General features: G+C 64.1%; 15 protein-coding genes. 5 read left to right on the forward strand and 10 right to left on the reverse strand.

The window, feature by feature from the left end:
* Positions 1 to 11 precede the first annotated feature (11 nt).
* Positions 12 to 818: an N-formylmaleamate deformylase gene (gene nicD, locus CKW35_RS07610; protein ID WP_095115587.1), complete on the reverse strand. Its 807-nt coding sequence runs from the start codon at positions 816 to 818 to the stop codon at positions 12 to 14.
* A complete protein-coding gene (nicC, locus tag CKW35_RS07615; protein ID WP_016487979.1) occupies positions 815 to 1,963 on the reverse strand; it encodes a 6-hydroxynicotinate 3-monooxygenase in 1,149 nt (382 codons plus the stop codon). Before nicC ends, nicD begins: the two co-directional genes overlap by 4 nt.
* Positions 1,964 to 2,284: 321 nt before the next feature.
* On the opposite strand from nicC, the gene CKW35_RS07620 reads away from it, so the two are divergent.
* The 4 genes from CKW35_RS07620 (at position 2,285) to CKW35_RS07635 (ending at position 8,154) form a co-directional block, all read left to right on the forward strand.
* Positions 2,285 to 3,337, forward strand: coding sequence for a 2,5-dihydroxypyridine 5,6-dioxygenase (locus tag CKW35_RS07620; RefSeq protein ID WP_016487980.1), 1,053 nt, complete (start codon positions 2,285 to 2,287; stop codon positions 3,335 to 3,337).
* Positions 3,338 to 3,406: 69 nt separating this feature from the next.
* The gene (locus CKW35_RS07625; RefSeq protein WP_095115589.1) at positions 3,407 to 3,883 is read left to right on the forward strand and encodes a MarR family winged helix-turn-helix transcriptional regulator; all 477 of its coding nucleotides are present in this window, start codon (positions 3,407 to 3,409) and stop codon (positions 3,881 to 3,883) included.
* A gap of 243 nt (positions 3,884 to 4,126) precedes the next feature.
* Complete coding sequence (locus CKW35_RS07630) at positions 4,127 to 4,600, forward strand: (2Fe-2S)-binding protein (protein ID WP_016487982.1); 474 nt, start codon at positions 4,127 to 4,129, stop codon at positions 4,598 to 4,600.
* Positions 4,597 to 8,154 carry a molybdopterin cofactor-binding domain-containing protein gene (locus CKW35_RS07635; protein ID WP_095115591.1) on the forward strand — a complete coding sequence of 1,186 codons (3,558 nt, stop codon included), beginning with the start codon at positions 4,597 to 4,599 and terminating at the stop codon, positions 8,152 to 8,154. Before CKW35_RS07630 ends, CKW35_RS07635 begins: the two co-directional genes overlap by 4 nt.
* Before the next feature lie 3 nt (positions 8,155 to 8,157).
* Here the strand turns inward: CKW35_RS07635 and CKW35_RS07640 are convergent, their stop codons facing one another.
* Positions 8,158 to 8,796: a TetR family transcriptional regulator gene (locus tag CKW35_RS07640; RefSeq protein WP_016487984.1), complete on the reverse strand. Its 639-nt coding sequence runs from the start codon at positions 8,794 to 8,796 to the stop codon at positions 8,158 to 8,160.
* Between the two features lie 171 nt (positions 8,797 to 8,967).
* Complete coding sequence (locus CKW35_RS07645; protein ID WP_095115593.1) at positions 8,968 to 9,687, reverse strand: FadR/GntR family transcriptional regulator; 720 nt, start codon at positions 9,685 to 9,687, stop codon at positions 8,968 to 8,970.
* A 96-nt stretch (positions 9,688 to 9,783) separates the two neighbouring features.
* Between CKW35_RS07645 and CKW35_RS07650 the strand changes: the two genes are divergently transcribed.
* Positions 9,784 to 10,530, forward strand: a complete 747-nt coding sequence (locus CKW35_RS07650; RefSeq protein WP_016487986.1) for a FadR/GntR family transcriptional regulator — start codon at positions 9,784 to 9,786, stop codon at positions 10,528 to 10,530.
* Positions 10,531 to 10,533: 3 nt separating this feature from the next.
* Here CKW35_RS07650 and CKW35_RS07655 read toward each other — a convergent pair whose 3' ends face one another.
* The 6 genes from CKW35_RS07655 to CKW35_RS07680 all read right to left on the reverse strand — a co-directional run bounded on the left by CKW35_RS07655 (position 10,534) and on the right by CKW35_RS07680 (position 17,078).
* A complete protein-coding gene (locus tag CKW35_RS07655) occupies positions 10,534 to 12,348 on the reverse strand; it encodes a glycosyl hydrolase family 28 protein (protein ID WP_095115595.1) in 1,815 nt (604 codons plus the stop codon).
* A 63-nt stretch (positions 12,349 to 12,411) separates the two neighbouring features.
* Positions 12,412 to 12,780: a 5-carboxymethyl-2-hydroxymuconate Delta-isomerase gene (locus CKW35_RS07660; protein WP_016487988.1), complete on the reverse strand. Its 369-nt coding sequence runs from the start codon at positions 12,778 to 12,780 to the stop codon at positions 12,412 to 12,414.
* A gap of 69 nt (positions 12,781 to 12,849) precedes the next feature.
* Complete coding sequence (locus CKW35_RS07665) at positions 12,850 to 13,626, reverse strand: ABC transporter ATP-binding protein (RefSeq protein WP_028613317.1); 777 nt, start codon at positions 13,624 to 13,626, stop codon at positions 12,850 to 12,852.
* Between the two features lie 10 nt (positions 13,627 to 13,636).
* Positions 13,637 to 14,476, reverse strand: coding sequence for an ABC transporter ATP-binding protein (locus tag CKW35_RS07670; protein WP_031311759.1), 840 nt, complete (start codon positions 14,474 to 14,476; stop codon positions 13,637 to 13,639).
* Positions 14,477 to 14,487: 11 nt separating this feature from the next.
* The gene (locus tag CKW35_RS07675) at positions 14,488 to 15,405 is read right to left on the reverse strand and encodes an ABC transporter permease (protein ID WP_371855222.1); all 918 of its coding nucleotides are present in this window, start codon (positions 15,403 to 15,405) and stop codon (positions 14,488 to 14,490) included.
* A gap of 62 nt (positions 15,406 to 15,467) precedes the next feature.
* Positions 15,468 to 17,078 (reverse strand): ABC transporter substrate-binding protein, encoded by a 1,611-nt coding sequence (locus CKW35_RS07680; RefSeq protein WP_016487990.1) that lies wholly within the window; start codon positions 17,076 to 17,078, stop codon positions 15,468 to 15,470.
* Positions 17,079 to 17,098: the final 20 nt, after the last annotated feature.

The raw sequence follows: 17,098 nt of genomic DNA on the forward strand, positions 1-17,098 counted from the left end.
CTCGTGCTCCGTCAGACGAGGGGTTGGTCGAGGAAGTCGCTAAAGGCGGCAAAGAAACCGTCCAGGTCATCCCAGGGGATCATGTGGCCGGCGTTGTCCACGTGCGCGACCTGGATATCCGGCTTGAGCTCGCGAATTTCGGCGATGTCACGGGGCTCGATCACCCCGCCCCGCCCGGCCACCATCAGCAATGCCGGCTGGCGCACTGCGGGCAAGTACTGGTGGATATCCACGTCGTGGAAATCATCGAAGGCCCGCACGATCGCTGGCTCGTAACAGGTGTGCAGCCATTCGGCGCGCAGCGCCAGCTGCTCGTCGCTCCAGGTAGCGCAGAAGGTGCGCATGTCGTCGCCGCTCATGCCCACAGTGGCCTGGCGGATCGAATCCACATACCACGGCAGCTTGCTCGGGTAGGCACGCCGGCCCGGCCCGGACACTGGCGGGTCTACCAGCACCAGCCGCTGCAGCCCCGGTGCTCCCTGGGCCGCCGCGCGAATGGCAAAGCGCGCGCCCATCGAGTGCCCGACCAGGTGGTAACTGTCCAGGCCCAGCGCTGCGGCAAAAGCCGGAATGTCCGCAGCACAGGCGTCGGTGCCGTAGTCCAGTTCGGGGCCGCTTGAAGACAAGCCGCGCCCGCGCACATCCAGCACGTAGGTGTCGAAGTACAACCCAAGGCGCTGGGCGACGAAGCCCCAGGTAATCGCCGGGCTGGTGATGCCCGGCACCAGGATCAACGCGTGGCCCTTGCCGCCATAGCGCAGGTAGTGCTGGCGGATGCCATTGGCGCTGACGTTACCGCCAGCGACGAAGGTGCTCATGCTGCCTCCCCGCTTTTCAGCGCCTGCCCGTACAGGTCGTAACCGTAGACCCAGGCCGGGTCTTCCTGGCTGTAGAGGAAGGTGTTGGCGTTCGACACTGCCTGCACCTGCGATGCCCGCTCCTTGCGGTTGGCCTCATAAAGCGCAAACGCCGTGCGGTGGTCGGACAGCCCGGTCTCTTGCAGGCAGCGAGTCAGCATGGCCGCGTCCTCGATGGCCATGCACGCCCCCTGGGCCATGTGTGGCTTCATCGGGTGGCAGGCATCGCCCAGCAACACCAGGCGGCCACGGCTCCACAACGGCAACGGGTTGCGGTTGCGCAGCGGCCACTTGGTAATCGACTCGGTAGCGTCGATCAGCTTCTGCACGGTTGGGTGGTAGCCTTCGAAGGCCGCGCGCATTTCTTCCTGGCTGCTGTCGACGAACGCACCCTGGAAGTCCCACGCCTCATGTGGCACACCGGTGACGAAGTAGTACTCGTCGCGTTTGCCGGTGGTGTAATAGACCATCATGTGGCGGTCCTCGGACCACCATTTGACGCAAGGCTCGAACACATCGGCATGTTGCGCCAGGTTCACGCCACGGATCAGCGCCCGGTGCGCCACCCAGCCGCTGTAGATCGGCGCTTCAGCCCCCAGCAGCTCTTCACGGATCTTCGAGTGAATGCCGTCGGCCCCAATGACGATGTCGGCCACGGTGTGGGTACCGTCAGCAAAGGTCAGGCGTACCTGGTCGCCTTCGTCGACAATCGTTTCCAGGCGCTTGCCGAAGTGCACGGTGCCCGGCTTGATTGCCTCGATCTGCAGGGCATGCAGGTCGCCACGGTGGATGGTGATATAGGCAGCGCCGTACTCGCGCCGGGCAAACTCGCCCAGCGGGATACGCGCCAGGTAATCACCGCTGTTGCCATCGCGGCTGAACCAGAAGTCCGGGTGTGAGCCCATCAGCTCCAGCTTCTGCTCCAGCCCCATGCGGCGGAAGATCTTCATCACATTAGGGCCGATATGAATGCCTGCCCCAAGGCGGGTGAACGCCGGCGCCTGCTCGAACACTTCGACATCGAACCCGGCCTGCTGCAGCAACGTGGCGGCGGCTGCCCCACCCAGACCTGCACCGACGATTGCGATTTTCTGCCTACCCCGCATGGGTATGTCTCCTCTTGTTCTGATGTGTGGCCAGCGGTTCGACCGCCTGACGATTTAGAGCGTATACGCTACAAATCACTTTTGGAAAGAGGCCTGTGAAAATATTTTTAAAACAGCCAGGCGAAAGTACATTCGGCGCCTTGTTACCGAAAATATTGAGCACTGTGTGGATAGGTAACGTTGTGACAGATAACTTGCGCTTGCTGACCGGATGCGCTTACATCTGCAAAAGTAGGGTGTATACACTGTTGTTTTGCACCGAGATGACGCACCTGGCACTGCCATGGTGCACCCCTGTCAACGTCACCCAGGAGAACCCCGATGCCGGTGAGCAATGCACAACTGACCCAGATGTTCGAGCACGTACTGAAGCTGTCTCGTGTGGATGAAACGCAGAGCGTGGCCGTGCTCAAGAGCCACTACTCAGACCCGCGCACGGTCAACGCCGCCATGGAAGCCGCCCAGCGCTTGAAGGCCAAGGTGTATGCCGTAGAGTTGCCAGCGTTCAACCACCCCACCGCCATGGGCAACGACATGACGGCCTACTGTGGCGATACCGCGCTGACCGGCAACCTGGCGGCGCAGCGGGCGCTGGAAGCGGCCGACCTGGTCGTCGACACCATGATGCTGCTGCACTCGCCCGAGCAGGAGCAGATCCTCAAGACTGGCACGCGCATCCTGCTGGCCGTAGAGCCACCCGAGGTGCTGGCACGCATGCTGCCAACCGAAGCCGACAAACACCGGGTGCTGGCCGCCGAAACCCTGCTAAAGCAGGCCCGTAGCATGCATGTGCGGTCCAAGGCTGGCAGCGACTTTCACGCCCCGCTCGGCCAGTACCCGGCCGTGACCGAGTACGGCTATGCTGACGAACCGGGACGCTGGGATCACTGGCCCAGCGGCTTCCTGTTCACCTGGCCCAACGAGGACAGCGCCGAGGGCACGCTGGTGCTGGACGTGGGCGACATCATCCTGCCATTCAAGAACTACTGCCGCGAGCGCATCACCCTGGAGATCGAAAAAGGCTTTATCACCGGTATCCACGGCGGCTTCGAGGCCGAATACCTGCGCGAATACATGAGGTACTTCAACGACCCCGAGGTATACGGCATCTCACACATCGGCTGGGGCCTGCAGCCGCGCGCGCAGTGGACGGCCATGGGCCTGCACGACCGCAACGACGGCATGTGCATGGACGCCCGTGCGTTCTACGGCAACTTCCTGTTCTCCACCGGCCCCAATACCGAGGTCGGCGGCAAGCGCAAGACCCCATGCCACCTGGATATCCCGCTGCGCAACTGCGATATCTATCTGGATGACAAGGCCGTGGTGCTGGCCGGCGACGTGGTCGCACCAGAGGAGTCGCGGGCACGATAGTGGTTATACTGGCCGGGCGCTCCGCTATTGGCGGCCGGCCAGCACCTTTCCACCAGCCCAAGCCATCCTATGCCAAAGAAAACCACACCCAGCAGCCCCCCGCTCGACACCACCCCCTATGACGTCACCGAACAGGTCGGCCATTTGCTCCGCAAGGCCTACCAACGGCACACGGCAATCTTCCAGCAGCAGGCCTGCGACCCGCAGCTTACCTCGATCCAGTTCGTCACCCTGTGCGCCCTGCGTGACCACGGCCCCAGCTCCCAGGCCGAACTGATCAAGGCCACCGCAGTGGACCAGGCCACCATCCGCGGCATCGTCGAGCGCCTGAAAACCCGCGAACTGGTGCAGCTGTCGCCAGACCCGGGCGACCGGCGCAAGGTCATTGTCGAACTCACCGACAGCGGCGCGGCCTTGCTCGACGCAATGATCCCCTGCGCCCGGCAGATCAGCGAATTGAGCATGGGCAGCCTGAATGCCGGCGAACGCGTGGCCATTTTGTACCTGCTGCGCAAGATGATCGACAGCGACGAGAACCTGGGCTGAAATTGGTTGTAACTGCCGCGCTTGCCGTCACAGATACGCGACCTTCGAGATCGAGCGCCACCCGCGCGGCGCTCGATTTCCCAGGCGCCGATGATCTTCCGCCATACCCCCCATCACAGCGCTCTGCAAATTCCTCTCTGGCCTGCTTCTTGCTCACTCATTTCATGTAGTGAGTACTTACCGAAAATCTCGCGCCATGTGAGTCCTTTGGTAGCGCAAGCAACCTCCAGAGATGAGCCAACAATGCAAACAACCATCTCCCTGCGGATCAACGGCCAGCCTGTCGAAGTCAGCGCCATGCCCGACACCCCGCTGCTGCTGATCCTGCGCAACGACCTGTGCCTGAATGGGCCCAAATATGGCTGCGGCCTGGGTGAATGCGGGGCGTGCACGGTGATCATCGACGGCGTGGCCGCGCGCTCGTGCGTCATCCCCCTGGCCGGTGCTGCGGGCCGCGATATCACCACCCTCGAAGGGCTGGGCAGCAAGGCCGCCCCACACCCGGTGCAACAGGCGTTTATCGACGAACAGGCCGCCCAGTGTGGCTACTGCATGAACGGCATGATCATGACCGCCAAGGCCCTGCTCGACCGCATTCCCGCCCCCAGCGACGAACAGATTCGCAACGAACTGTCCGGCAACCTGTGCCGCTGCGGCACCCACGTCGAAATCCTGCGCGCCGTGCGCCGCGCCGCCGACACCCGGAGGAAAGCATGAACCACTCACAACAGGTGCCCAGCCGCGACCAGTTGCTGGCCAAGACGGGTGTGTTGCTGATCGTCGACCAGATCACCCCTCCCTCGGGCCCCGTGGCCAAGGGTGTTACCCCTGTGGTCAAGGCGCGCGAGCTGGCGTTGTTTATCGCTGTCAGCGACGACGGCATGGTCTACGCCTTCAACGGCCACGTCGACCTGGGCACTGGCATCCGTACCTCGCTGGCGCAAATCGTCGCCGAGGAGCTGGACCTGCGCATGGACCAGGTGCACATGGTGCTGGGCGACACCGAGCGGGCCCCCAACCAGGGCGCGACCATTGCCAGCGCCACCCTGCAGATTTCTGCCGTGCCACTGCGCAAGGCGGCCGCCACGGCGCGGCGCTTTCTGTTGCAACAGGCCGCGCAACGGCTTGGCTGCGCGGCCGAAGCGCTGCGCATTGAAAACGGCGCAGTCGTTGCCAGCAACGGCAGCACCCTGAGCTTTGCCGAACTGGTGCAAGGCGAAAACCACCAGTTGCCCATTGCCGACGATGCCCCGCTAAAAGCCATCGAGGACTACCACCTGGTCGGGCGTAGCACCGCACGGGTAGACATCCCCGGCAAGGCCACCGGCGAGCTGACCTATGTGCATGACATGCGCCTGCCCGGCATGCTTCACGGCCGGGTGATCCGCCCGCCCTACGCCGGCCACGACAGTGGCGACTTTGTCGGCAACAGCCTGCTGGCGGTGGATGAATCGTCCATCGCCCATTTGCCCGGCGTGGTGGCCGTGGTCGTCATCCGCGACTTTGTCGGCGTGGTGGCCGAGCGCGAAGAGCAAGCGATCCGCGCAGCCCAGGCGCTGAAAATCAGCTGGAAGCCATTCACAGGCAAGCTGCCCGACCTCAGCGATGTCGCCCAGGCCATCCGCGACAACCCGCGCGTACAACGTACCGTGCTGGACCAGGGCGATGTTGACGGTGGCCTCGCCAATGCCAGCCAGCGCCTGAGCCGCAGCTACCTATGGCCGTACCAGTTGCACGCATCGATCGGCCCGTCGTGCGCGCTGGCCGATTTCACCGACGGGCCGATCCGCGTGTGGTCCGGCACGCAGAACCCGCACCTGCTGCGCGCCGACCTGGCCTGGCTGCTGGCGTGCGACGAAGCCCGCATCGAGATCATTCGCATGGAGGCCGCCGGTTGCTATGGTCGCAACTGCGCCGATGACGTGTGCGCCGATGCGGTGCTGCTGTCGCGGGCGGTACAGCGCCCGGTGCGGGTGCAGCTGACCCGCGAGCAGGAGCACGTGTGGGAGCCAAAGGGCACTGCGCAGTTGATGGAAATCGACGGCGGCCTGAACGCCGATGGCAGCGTGGCCGCCTATGACTTCCAGACCAGCTACCCGTCCAATGGCGCCCCCACCCTGGCCCTGCTGCTGACCGGCGCCGTGGAGCCGGTGCCGGCCCTGTTCGAAATGGGCGACCGCACCTCGATCCCGCCTTATGACTACGAACACATGCGCGTCACCATAAACGACATGACGCCACTGGTACGTGCCTCGTGGATGCGTGGCGTGTCGGCCATGCCCAACAGCTTCGCCCACGAGTCGTACATCGATGAGCTGGCCTTTGCCGCTGGCGTCGACCCGGTCGAATACCGCCTCAGGCACCTGTCCGACCCGCGCGCCATCGACCTGGTCAAGGCCACCGCCGAACGCGCCGAATGGCAGCCGCATACCCGCCCCATGCAGGCGCAGGCCGAAGGTGACGTGCTGCGCGGCAGGGGCTTTGCCTACGCGCGCTATATCCATAGCAAGTTCCCAGGGTTTGGCGCGGCCTGGGCGGCATGGGTGGCCGATGTCGCAGTGGACCGGCGCACCGGTGAAGTGGCCGTCACCCGCGTGGTGATCGGCCACGATGCCGGGATGATGGTCAACCCTGAAGGCGTGCGGCATCAGATCCACGGCAACGTCATCCAGTCCACCAGCCGGGTGCTCAAGGAACAGGTCAGCTTCGAAGCGTCGACGGTGGCCAGCAAGGAATGGGGCGGCTACCCGATCCTGACCTTCCCCGAACTGCCGGCCATCGACGTGATGATGCTGCCCCGTCAGCACGAGCCGCCAATGGGCAGTGGCGAGTCGGCCTCGGTACCCAGCGCGGCGGCCATCGCCAACGCCATTTTTGACGCCACCGGCATTCGCTTTCGCGAGCTGCCGATCACGGCAGAACGGGTGCGTGCCGCCCTCGATGGCCAACGTCAGGGCCCTGATGCACCAGCGCAGCCCACGCCCAAACGTTCAAAGTGGTGGTTCGGCTCGCTGGCCGGGGTATTCGGCGCTGCATTGGGTGTGCTCGCCACCGCCTTGCCCTGGCGCGCCGAAATCGCCCCGGTAACCCCGCCAGGCGCTGGCAGCTGGAGCGCCGCGATGCTCGAGCGCGGGCGCCAGGTGGCCGCGGCCGGTGACTGCGCCGTGTGCCATACGGTCAACGGTGGCAACGTCAATGCAGGTGGGCTGGCGATGGAAACGCCGTTCGGCACCCTGTACAGCACCAACATCACGCCCGACCCGCAAACCGGCATCGGCCGCTGGTCGTTCGGCGCCTTCGAGCGGGCCATGCGCGAAGGTATCAGCCGCGACGGTCGGCACCTGTACCCGGCCTTTCCCTACACCTCGTTTCGCAACATCAACGATGCCGACATGCAGGCGCTGTATGCCTACCTGATGTCGCAGACCCCGGTACGCCAGGAAGCACCCGCCAACCAGATGCGCTTCCCGTTCAACCAGCGGCCGCTCATGGCCGGCTGGAATGCGCTGTTTCTGCAACGCGGCGAATACCAGCCCGACCCGCAGCGCAGTGCGCAGTGGAACCGCGGCGCCTACCTGGTCGACGGCCTGGGCCACTGCACAGCCTGCCACTCGCCGCGCAACCTGATGGGGGCGGAAAAAGGCGGCAGCAGCTACCTGGCCGGCGGCATGGTCGATGGCTGGGAAGCCCCGGCCCTGAATGCGCTGGGCAAATCATCCACGCCGTGGAGCGAAGACGAGCTGTTCAGCTACCTGAGCACCGGCTTCTCCGAAAAGCACGGTGTGGCGGCCGGCCCCATGGGCCCGGTGGTCAGCGAACTGGCCACCCTGCCAAAGCGTGACGTGCGTGCCATTGCCCACTACCTCGGCTCACTCGACGGCGAGCCGCAGGCAGTGGCCACCAAGGCCGCGCCCCAGGTGGACACGCAGGTGTCGCTGAGCAACGGCGAGCGGGTATTCAAAGGCGCGTGCATGGCCTGCCACAGCGATGGGCTGGGGCCGAAGCTGTTTGGCGTCAGCCCCTCGATGGCGGTCAACAGCAACGTCCACAGCGCTCTGCCGGACAACCTGCTGCGCGTGGTGCTGCACGGCATTGCCACCCCGGCCACCCGTGACCTGGGCTACATGCCCGGCTTCAAGGACAGCCTGTCGGACCGCCAGGTCGCCGACCTGGCAGCTTACCTGCGCCAGCGCTTCGCTGCCGACAAGCCGGCCTGGCAAGGGCTGGCGGCCAAGGCCGCGCAGGTGCGCGCCAACCCCGGCAGCCACTGAGCGTCAGCGGCGCAGGCCGCGCAGGGCAAGGTCGCTGATAAACACCAGCCAGTCGGCCTTGGCCTGTTTGTCGGCCAGGTCCACGGCCAGAAACGAGCTGAGGGTATGGCGGTTGGAATTATAGAAATAGCAGAGCGAGGCAATCATCAGGTAGGCGTGGGTGATGTCGATGTCGTCGCGGAACAGGCCCTTGGCCTGGCCTGCTTCAATGATCGGCCGCAGCACGCCCACCGCTTCGCCGGACAGCGCCTTGAGGTTCTGCGACTTGCGCGCGTGCTGACCCTGATGCAGGTTTTCGGTGGCGAGAATGGTGACGAATTCGGGGTGCCGCACGTAGTAGTCCCAGATGAACGCCACCAGCTCACGCAGGGCCTGTTCCGGGTCGCCGAGGTCGATGCGCAGCTTGGCTTCGGCCTGGTTGAAGCTGGCATAGATGTGCTCCAGCACGCTGATGAACAGCTTTTCCTTGCTGCCGAAGTAGTAATAGATCATCCGGTCGTTGGACTTGGCCAGTGTGGAGATCTGCTCGATGCGCCCACCGGTGAAGCCTTCCTTGCTGAAGACCTTCACCGCAGCCTTGAGAATGTTGTCCCGGGTGCGGTCGGCCTGTTGGGCGCGAACACCGGTTTTGCGAGTTTGCATGTCGATCCCTGAGGGGGCTGGCCAGATACCCAACACTGCCACAGACGTTGGGCCATTGCGCGGCTTTTTCGGCTGGGCTGACACGATAAACGCGGGGGAGCTGAACATGCGACAGGGCACGACAACGGGCCAGGGCCGGGGATACGGTGTGGCTGTGCACCGTGCTGCCACCTACGGCTCGGCACCCCGTTCTTCTTGGGTGATGCTTCGCTGGGCGCGTGTCAGGCAGTTGACCAGGTGCAGCCGCATGGCAGCACGGGCAGCACCGGCATCCTTGCGGGCGACCGCGGCATGCACTTGCTCGCGCTCCAGCGCCTCCAGTGCCCGCTGCTGGGCATCGCACGCCGGCATGGCCTGCTGCGCCACCGCCAACAAGGTATGCCCAAGGTGGGTCATGGTGTCGATGAAAAAACTGTTGCCCGTGCATTGGGCTATGCGCAGGTGAAACTCGAAGTCGGTTCGCATGCAGGGCGCTGACTGCGTATCAACAGCCTCATCCAGCGCCGCCCGCATGGCAGCCAGTTGCCCTGCGGTAGCACGCTGGGCCGCAATGGCAGCCGCCTCGACCTCCAGGCAAAGCCGCAGCTCGATGATCGCCACCTCGTTGTAAGCATCGCCCATTCCAGGGCTGGTACTCTGGAAGTCACCTGCCGGGATGGCGTCTACAACGAAGGTACCGATACCACGACGGGTTTCGACCAGGCCTTCGGCCTGCAACCGAGAAATGGCTTCACGCACCACGGTACGGCTTACACCTCGCGCTTTGGTCACAGCTTCTTCGGTGGGCAATTTGCTACCCGCTGGCAATTCACCCGAGCGAATCTGCTGCGACAGGTCATGCACCAGTTGCTGGGCGAGATTCAGGCGTTTTTCCGGGGTGGCGGATGCCATTGTGTGAACCCTTGATAAGCGGAAGACCCCGGAGTATACCCGCAGCCTGGTGCCAAAACGCACTATACTGGCCGCTGTTCAGACGCGAGCACAGCAATGCCAGACCACACCGCCAGCCCCTCTCAACCGCCCCGCCGCCTGGCCGAAGCGCTGGTCGAACGCTTCGCCGAGCGCATGCGCGAAGGCACACTCAAGCGTGGCGACAAGCTGCCCACCGAAGCCACGCTAATCGCAACCGAAGGTGTCAGCCGCTCGGTGATACGCGAGGCTTTATCACGCATGCAGGCAGCGGGCCTGGTCGAGACCCGCCACGGTGTGGGCACCTTCGTGCTGGACATGCCGGCACCGGAGAGCTTCAACGTGGGGCCGGCAACCATCAGCCTGCTGTCCGATGTGCTCGATCTGCTGGAATACCGCCTGAGCCTTGAAGTGCAAGCCGCCGGCATGGCCGCCGAACGGGCCACGCCGCAAGCGCTGGAAGAACTGCATCAAGCACTTGAAGCCTTGATGCAGGGCCCGGAAAAATCCGGCAGCACCACCAACGCTGATTTCCAGTTCCACCTGAAAATTGCCAAGGCCGCAGGCAACCAGTACCTGATCGATATCATGAAGCATCTGGGCACCAAGATGATCCCCCGCACGCGCATGAACTCTGCCTACACCGGCCAGAGCAACCGCAGCACCTACCTGGCCGGTATCAACGCCGAACATCAGCAGATCTACGATGCCATCGCCAGCCGCCAGGTCGATGCGGCGCGCGCTGCCATGTACCTGCACCTGAGCAACAGCCGTACGCGCCTGCGTGAGGCGCAACGGCTACAGGCTTTTTACAGCGAGGCCTGAAAGCTAAGGCGCAGGCTCCACATCCGTGAAGGCCAGCCCTTGGCTGCCCTGTACCTGCCAAGGGTTGGCGCCCCCGGTGTGGGTGAAGCGAAGCCCGACGAAGCGCGAATCTTTCAGGCCATCGATCTTGACCGGGGCCGGCCCGCTGAAACGTACACGCTCGAACACCAGCCCCTGATGCCAGGCGTCATGGCTGCTATCGCCCTTCACCTCGATGGCAGCGGTGCTGGCGTTTTCCACGCTCACATCGCTGACCGTGATGTCACGAAACTGCCCCGCCACCGTCGAGCGCTTGTAGTCGAGCTTGGCATTCGGGTCGTTGTAATCCAGGGTGAAGATGAAGGCCTGTTTTGCGGTATTGCGAATGGCTGAATCACGGAAGGTCACGTGGCGTGCGCCACCGCCCATGAAGTTGGTGCTTTTCATGCGCAAGCCGGTATCTGTGCCGTCCGAAACGTTGTCTTCGGCCAGGATGTTCTGGATCCAGGCGCCGGTGTGGCTGCCCGCCACGATCATTCCATGGCCTTTGCGGAAATAGTTGTTGAAGATCCAGGCATCTTCCTGCGGCTTTTGGTGGACCGCACCCGCACCAGTGCCAGCGGCGAAGTTGACGCAGTCGTCACCGGTGTCGAAGAAGTTGTTGAACACCAGCGCGCCGCGGCTGTTGGCAAACTCGATACCGTCGCCGTTGTTGGCGTCGTAGGTACGGTGCGTGGTGTTGGCCAGCACCACATTCTGCGTTTCCAGGTTCATGATGCCGTGATAGGCCGGGTTGACCACCGTGAAGCCTCCATAGAACACGTTTTCCACATTGCGCAGGGTAATCAGCGACGAGCGCATCTGGCCGTACGCGTCCTTGACATTCATGCCCTCGGCAACCGCCCGCTCTACTTGCGCCTTGGCCAGCACGCCGTCGTGCATGTAGCGGGTGTTGTCGCTGGGCAGGTAGAAGGGCAAGGCTCGCCCGCGCTCGTCGAGCACATCCGGGTTACGCTTCCAGCCATTGCCGTCGATCGTGCCCTTGCCAACGATGCGGATGTTCTCGAAGGCCTGATGCGCCTGCGGGTCGCGCGGCAACGCGTTGATCAGCGAGGCCGGGCGCACGGTGGTGGAATACGGGTACTGGATATAGCCTTCGCGCGGGTAGTCCTCGGCACGCTCGGAGCCCAGCAGGGTAGCGCCCTCGGCGATTTCCAGGGTCATGTTGCTCTTGAGGTAGAGCGCCCCGCTCCTGTACGTGCCGGCAGGCAGCAGCACCTTGCAGTCCTTGCTGCAAGCGTCGATGGCACGCTGGATGGCGGCCGTGTCGAGCGCCTTGCCATCGCCCTTGGCACCGTAGCGCTGCACATTGAACAGTGCCGGTACGGCCGTGGTTCGCTGCACAACTACGGGGCTATCAGCAGACTCCTTGCCTTTGCTATCGACCGAGCGCACGGTGAAGCGATACTCGGTATCGGGCGCAAGCCCCTGGGCGGTGAAGCTGTGAATGGCGATGCGGTGATGGAAGTTCTGCGTGTCCTGCTGGTAGAAGTGGTCGATGTAAGGCTTGGCCGGTGAGACCTGGTCATTGTTGGCGTTGCTGCCACCGAGCAGCTTGCCATTGGCATAGACATGGTAATCGACGATCTCGGCGTGGTCGGCCGGCTTCTCCCAGACCAGGATGATCTGTTGCTCATCGTAGGCCAGCGTCGGCACCAGGAGTTTGGCGGGCGCGTCCAGCGCCAAGAGCGGCAGGCTGCAGCCCATGGCCAGGGCACTCAGCAGTGCACGCGCCAGTGGGTGTTTGCGTGCAGCGACAGCAGGGTGTGCATACGGCATGGTTTTTATCTTCCTTGTTTTTGCCATTGATAACGCCACGCTTGAGCGGCCGAACCGCGTGGCTCAGGCCGTCAACGCGGCTTGCTCGAGGTACTGGCTGCGGTTGACGAAGGTCTCCCGGGTCATTTCCCTCACATCCATTGATAGCGCCTCGACCTCGGGCAGCAGGCCGACCAGCGCCGCCACCCCCGCCGAGGCGAGGCTGCGCCGCTGCTCGGCGCTGCGCCCGGCGAACAGGTACAGTGCAACATGCACGAAATCATCCTGCCCGGCGCCGCAGCGGTAATGGCTGAAGGTGTTCAGCCGCGCCTTGATGTCGCCGGGCTTGAACAGCCCGCTGGCATCGATGGCGTCGTGCACGGCGGCCAGCAGCGTCTGCTCGCCAACCCGCTCAGCCAAGCTGGCCGGGCAATCGATAATGCAATGAGGCATGGTGGATTCCTTGATCGGCAGCCCTGTGCGCCCTGCCCCGCAGGCTCAGGCGCAAGGCTTGGGAGGGGTTCAGGCTGAGGCGGCGCGCGGCGATTCGGCGCTGAAGTCGCGGCTGGCCTGGACCAGCATGCGGGTGTAGTCATGACGGGCGAGGTCCTGGCTCAACGCTTGGCTGTCGAGGCGCTCGACGATGCGCCCTTGCTGCATCACCGCGACCTTGTCGCACAGGTGGCTGACCACCCCCAGGTCGTGGGTCACCATCAGGTAGGTGAGCTTCTCGCGCTGGCGCAGATCTGCCAGCAGGTTGAGGATTTCCGCCTGCACCGAGACATCCAGCGCCGAGGTCGGCTCATCCAGCAGTAACACACGCGGCTCGAGGATCAGCGCGCGGGCAATCGCCACACGCTGGCGCTGCCCGCCCGACAACTGGTGCGGATAGCGGTAGCGGAAGCTGTCATTGAGGCCGACCTTGACCAGGATGTCGTTGATCCGGTCGTCGCGATCAGCCATGCCGTGAATGGTCAGCGGCTCGCGCAAGGCTGTGTCGATGGTGTGCCGCGGGTGCAACGAGCCGTAGGGGTCCTGGAAGACCATCTGCACCTTGCGAAAATGCTCCTTGGGCAGCTTGTGCTGCAACGCACCGCCAGCAATGCTCAGCGCCCCGCTCCAGTGCCGGTACTGGCCGGCCAGGCAGCGCAGCACGGTGGTCTTGCCGGAGCCCGACTCGCCGACCAGGCCGAACGACTCGCCGTCCTCGACGGTCAGGTCGACGTCGTGCAGCACCTGGTTGAGGGTGGCGCCAACGCCGAAGCTCAGGTTCAGCGATTGTGCTTGGATCATGGACATGTCAGTTACCTCAGCAGGTGAGCCAGAGCGGGTCGCGTTGCAGCACCGGCAAGCGCGGGCGGCGGTTGTCCATGCTCGGCAAGGCCGCCAGCAGGCCACGGGTATACGGGTGTTCGGCATATTGCAGGTCGCACGCGGCGAGCGACTCGACCACCCGCCCGGCGTACATCACCAACACCCGGTCACAGTAGTTGCGCACCAGGTTGAGGTCGTGGCTGACGAAGATCAGCCCCATCTGCTGCTCGACCACCAGCGCTTCGAGCACGTTGAGCACCTGCTGGCGCACCGACACGTCGAGTGCCGAGGTCGGCTCGTCGGCGATGATCACCTCCGGGTTGGTGATGACCATCATGGCGATCATGATGCGCTGGCCCATGCCGCCGCTGACTTCATGCGGGTACAGGTTGTAGACGCGTTTCGGGTCGCGGATATGGACCTTTTCCAGCATCAGCATGACCCGCTCGCGTGCCTCGCTGCGGCTGGCCTTGTGGTGCGCCAGGTACGCCTCGGCGATCTGGTCGCCAACCTTGACCACCGGGTTGAGCGAGTACTTGGGGTCTTGCATGATCATCGAGATGCGCTGGCCACGGATCTTCTGCATGGCCTTTTCGCTGGCGCTGAGCAGGTCGACATCGCCGAACTGCAGGGCCTTGGCGGTGATCTGCGTGCTGCCGGGGTGCAGCTTGAGCAAGCTGCGCCCGACCGTCGACTTGCCCGAGCCGGACTCGCCGACGATGGCCAGTTTTTCCCGGCCAAGGGTGAACGACACATCGCGCACCGCGTGCATTTCTTTCTTGCCGTTGACGAAGCGTACGTTGAGCGCTTCGACGTTGAGTTTGAGCGACGACATAAAGCCTCCAGTTACTCGCTACGCGGGTCGAGAATGTCCCGCAGGCCATCGCCCAGCAGGTTGAACGCCAGGCTCACCAGCATGATCGCCGCACCCGGTACCGCCACCAGCCACCAACATTCGAGCATGTAGCGTCGACCGGTGGAGATCATCGCGCCCCACTCCGGCAGCGGCGCCTGTGCGCCAAGGCCGAGGAAGCCCAGCGCCGCGGCGGTGAGGATGATCCCGGCCATGTTCATGGTCAGGCGGATGATCACCGACGACAGGCACATCGGCACAATGTGACGCAGGATGATGCGCGTCGACGAGGCGCCCTGCAGCTCGACCGCGACAACGAAGTCGGCCTTGCGCAGCGACAGGGTTTCAGCCCTTGCCAGCCGTGCGATCGGTGGCCAGGAGGTCAGCGCGATAGCGACCACGGCATGCTCCAGGCCAGGGCCAAGAGCAGCGATGAACGCCAGTGCCAGGACCAGGCTGGGGAACGAGATGAAGATGTCGGTGATGCGCATGAACACCGTGTCGACGATGCCGCCGTAGTAGCCCGACACAGTGCCGATGAACAGCCCGATCGGTCCGACGATAACGGTCACCAGGGTAATGATGTAGAGGGTGATGCGTGAGCCGTAGACCAACCGGCTGAAGATGTCGCGGCCGTATTCGTCGGTGCCGAACCAGTGCGCGGCACCGGGGGCCTGCAGGGCATTGGCGAGGTTCTGCACCACCGGGTCATGGGTGGCGATCCACGGGGCAAAGGTGGCGACCACGATCAGCAGCACGGCCACCAGCAGCCCGGCCAGGGTCATGGGGTTGCGCAACAGGTGGCGCAGCACCCGCAGGCTGCTTTTGTAAAAGGCGTCGAGGCTGGAAGCCGGCGTGGTGTCGGCCTGCGGCTTGGCGCTTGCTTGGGTAGAAGACATGTTGACAATCATCGGCATGTTCTCGGTGTGAAATCATGGCCGCCCGGAGCGCCCGCTGGCGCCCCCGGACAGGTTCAGCGTTGCTTGTAGACGCCCAGGTAACGGGTCGCCTCGGCGTCATCGCCGGTAAAGCCCTTGACGTCCACCGCGCTCACCGCGGTGTCGGTCATCTGCGAGAGCATCATGATCGGCCCGACCTGCTGGTCGTAGCGCTGCTGGGCCTGGTGGTAAAGGCTCACGCGCTTGGCAGCGTCACGCTCGACGCCCGCCTGGTCGATCAGCGCATTGAGCTGTTGATCGAAGAACGACGCGCGCCAGCCCTGGAAGTTGGGCAGGCCCGCACTGTCGCTGTTGTCCGGGTTGTAGACAAAGGTGCGCAGGCTGAAGTACGGGTGCGGGTAGCGCTCGGCACCGCGCGCGACGATCATCTCGAAGTTGCGCGCGCGCATCGCGCCATACACCTGGTTGCCGGTGCCGGTGACGATGCTGGCCTTGATCCCGCCTTCGGCGAGCGTCGACTGCATGCGCGCGGCGATGTCGATGAACGGCGGCTCGGACAAGGTCCGGATGGTGGTGGTGAAGCCTTGCGGGTAGCCGGCTTCGGCCAGCAACGCCTTGGCCTTGGCGACATCCATCTTGTAGCCTGGGTCCGGCAGGCGGGCGTCGAGGCCAAGCTGCATCGGCTGCTGGTTGAGCATGCCGTAGTGCGGCATGACTTGCTCGTCGATGCCTTTGTAGTCGATCAGGTTGCGCACTGCTTCGCGGACTTTCTGGTTGGCGAATTCGGGCTGCTTCATGCTCATCGCCACGTAGTACATGGTGCCGCGCTGCAGCGGTTGCACCTGCAGCTTGGGCGAGCGCTCGATGGCCTTGATGTCTGGCGCGGCCATGCCGTAGACCAGGTCGAGGTCACCGCGCTCGAGCATCAGCCTGAGTGATTGCGACTCGGTCATGTGCCGCACCAGCACCCGCTTCATTTTTGCAGGGCCCGCCCAGTAGCCGTCGAAGCGGGTCATCACCAAGGCGTCGTTGGCGCTCCACTTGGTCAGGGTGAACGGGCCGCTGCCGGCCTCGTTGGTGACTAGCCAGGCGGCGCCCAGGTCGCCGTCCTTCTCGTGCTTCAAGGCTTCCTGGCGGTCGACGATGACCGCGCTGGGCGAGATTGCCAGCGAGTCGATCAGCAGCAGCGGGTCGGCGGGCTGTGGCAGCTCGACCACCAGGGTGTGCGGGTCAGTGGCGCGGATCAGCCCCTGAATGTTGTCGACGCTGTAGCCGTAGGCCTTCCAGGTGGTGGCCAGGCCGAAGTTGAGTTTCATCACGCGGTACAGCGACCAGGCCACGTCTTCGGCGGTGAGCGGGTTGCCGGAATGGAACTTGACGTCGCTGCGCAGGTGGAAGGTGACCTGCTTGCCGTCTTCGCTGATCTCCCAGCGTTCGGCCAACTGTGGCAGGTGTTTTTCCGGGTTGCCCTGGTCGCGCTTGACCAGCGTGTCATACAGGTTGGCGTTGACCCCGGAGGCATCCAGGCCCGGGGCGTTGGCCGGGTCGATGGAAAACAGGTTGACCATGCTCATGCCGACGATCAACTGGTCGGCGGGGGTCTTGGCCTGCACGGCGGCCATCGGCCCCAGTGCCAGCATCGCACCCAGCAGGCTCAGGCGCAGGATCGGAAGTACAGTTTTCATGTGGCTGTCCTTGTTTTTAT

Source organism: Pseudomonas sp. Irchel 3F3 (assembly GCF_900187545.1).
GTDB lineage: Bacteria > Pseudomonadota > Gammaproteobacteria > Pseudomonadales > Pseudomonadaceae > Aquipseudomonas > Aquipseudomonas fortuita.

Excerpts from the sequence above, each read along its gene's own strand:
- CKW35_RS07665 (WP_028613317.1), bottom strand. The coding sequence starts at position 13,626 with ATGTCCATGATCCAAGCACAATCGCTGAACCTGAGCTTCGGCGTTGGC.
- nicC (WP_016487979.1), bottom strand. The coding sequence starts at position 1,963 with ATGCGGGGTAGGCAGAAAATCGCAATCGTCGGTGCAGGTCTGGGTGGG.
- nicD (WP_095115587.1), bottom strand. The coding sequence starts at position 818 with ATGAGCACCTTCGTCGCTGGCGGTAACGTCAGCGCCAATGGCATCCGC.
- CKW35_RS07680 (WP_016487990.1), bottom strand. The coding sequence starts at position 17,078 with ATGAAAACTGTACTTCCGATCCTGCGCCTGAGCCTGCTGGGTGCGATG.
- CKW35_RS07650 (WP_016487986.1), top strand. The coding sequence starts at position 9,784 with ATGCCAGACCACACCGCCAGCCCCTCTCAACCGCCCCGCCGCCTGGCC.
- CKW35_RS07660 (WP_016487988.1), bottom strand. The coding sequence starts at position 12,780 with ATGCCTCATTGCATTATCGATTGCCCGGCCAGCTTGGCTGAGCGGGTT.
- CKW35_RS07620 (WP_016487980.1), top strand. The coding sequence starts at position 2,285 with ATGCCGGTGAGCAATGCACAACTGACCCAGATGTTCGAGCACGTACTG.
- CKW35_RS07645 (WP_095115593.1), bottom strand. The coding sequence starts at position 9,687 with ATGGCATCCGCCACCCCGGAAAAACGCCTGAATCTCGCCCAGCAACTG.
- CKW35_RS07670 (WP_031311759.1), bottom strand. The coding sequence starts at position 14,476 with ATGTCGTCGCTCAAACTCAACGTCGAAGCGCTCAACGTACGCTTCGTC.
- CKW35_RS07655 (WP_095115595.1), bottom strand. The coding sequence starts at position 12,348 with ATGCCGTATGCACACCCTGCTGTCGCTGCACGCAAACACCCACTGGCG.
- CKW35_RS07675 (WP_371855222.1), bottom strand. The coding sequence starts at position 15,405 with ATGATTGTCAACATGTCTTCTACCCAAGCAAGCGCCAAGCCGCAGGCC.
- CKW35_RS07630 (WP_016487982.1), top strand. The coding sequence starts at position 4,127 with ATGCAAACAACCATCTCCCTGCGGATCAACGGCCAGCCTGTCGAAGTC.
- CKW35_RS07635 (WP_095115591.1), top strand. The coding sequence starts at position 4,597 with ATGAACCACTCACAACAGGTGCCCAGCCGCGACCAGTTGCTGGCCAAG.
- CKW35_RS07625 (WP_095115589.1), top strand. The coding sequence starts at position 3,407 with ATGCCAAAGAAAACCACACCCAGCAGCCCCCCGCTCGACACCACCCCC.
- CKW35_RS07640 (WP_016487984.1), bottom strand. The coding sequence starts at position 8,796 with ATGCAAACTCGCAAAACCGGTGTTCGCGCCCAACAGGCCGACCGCACC.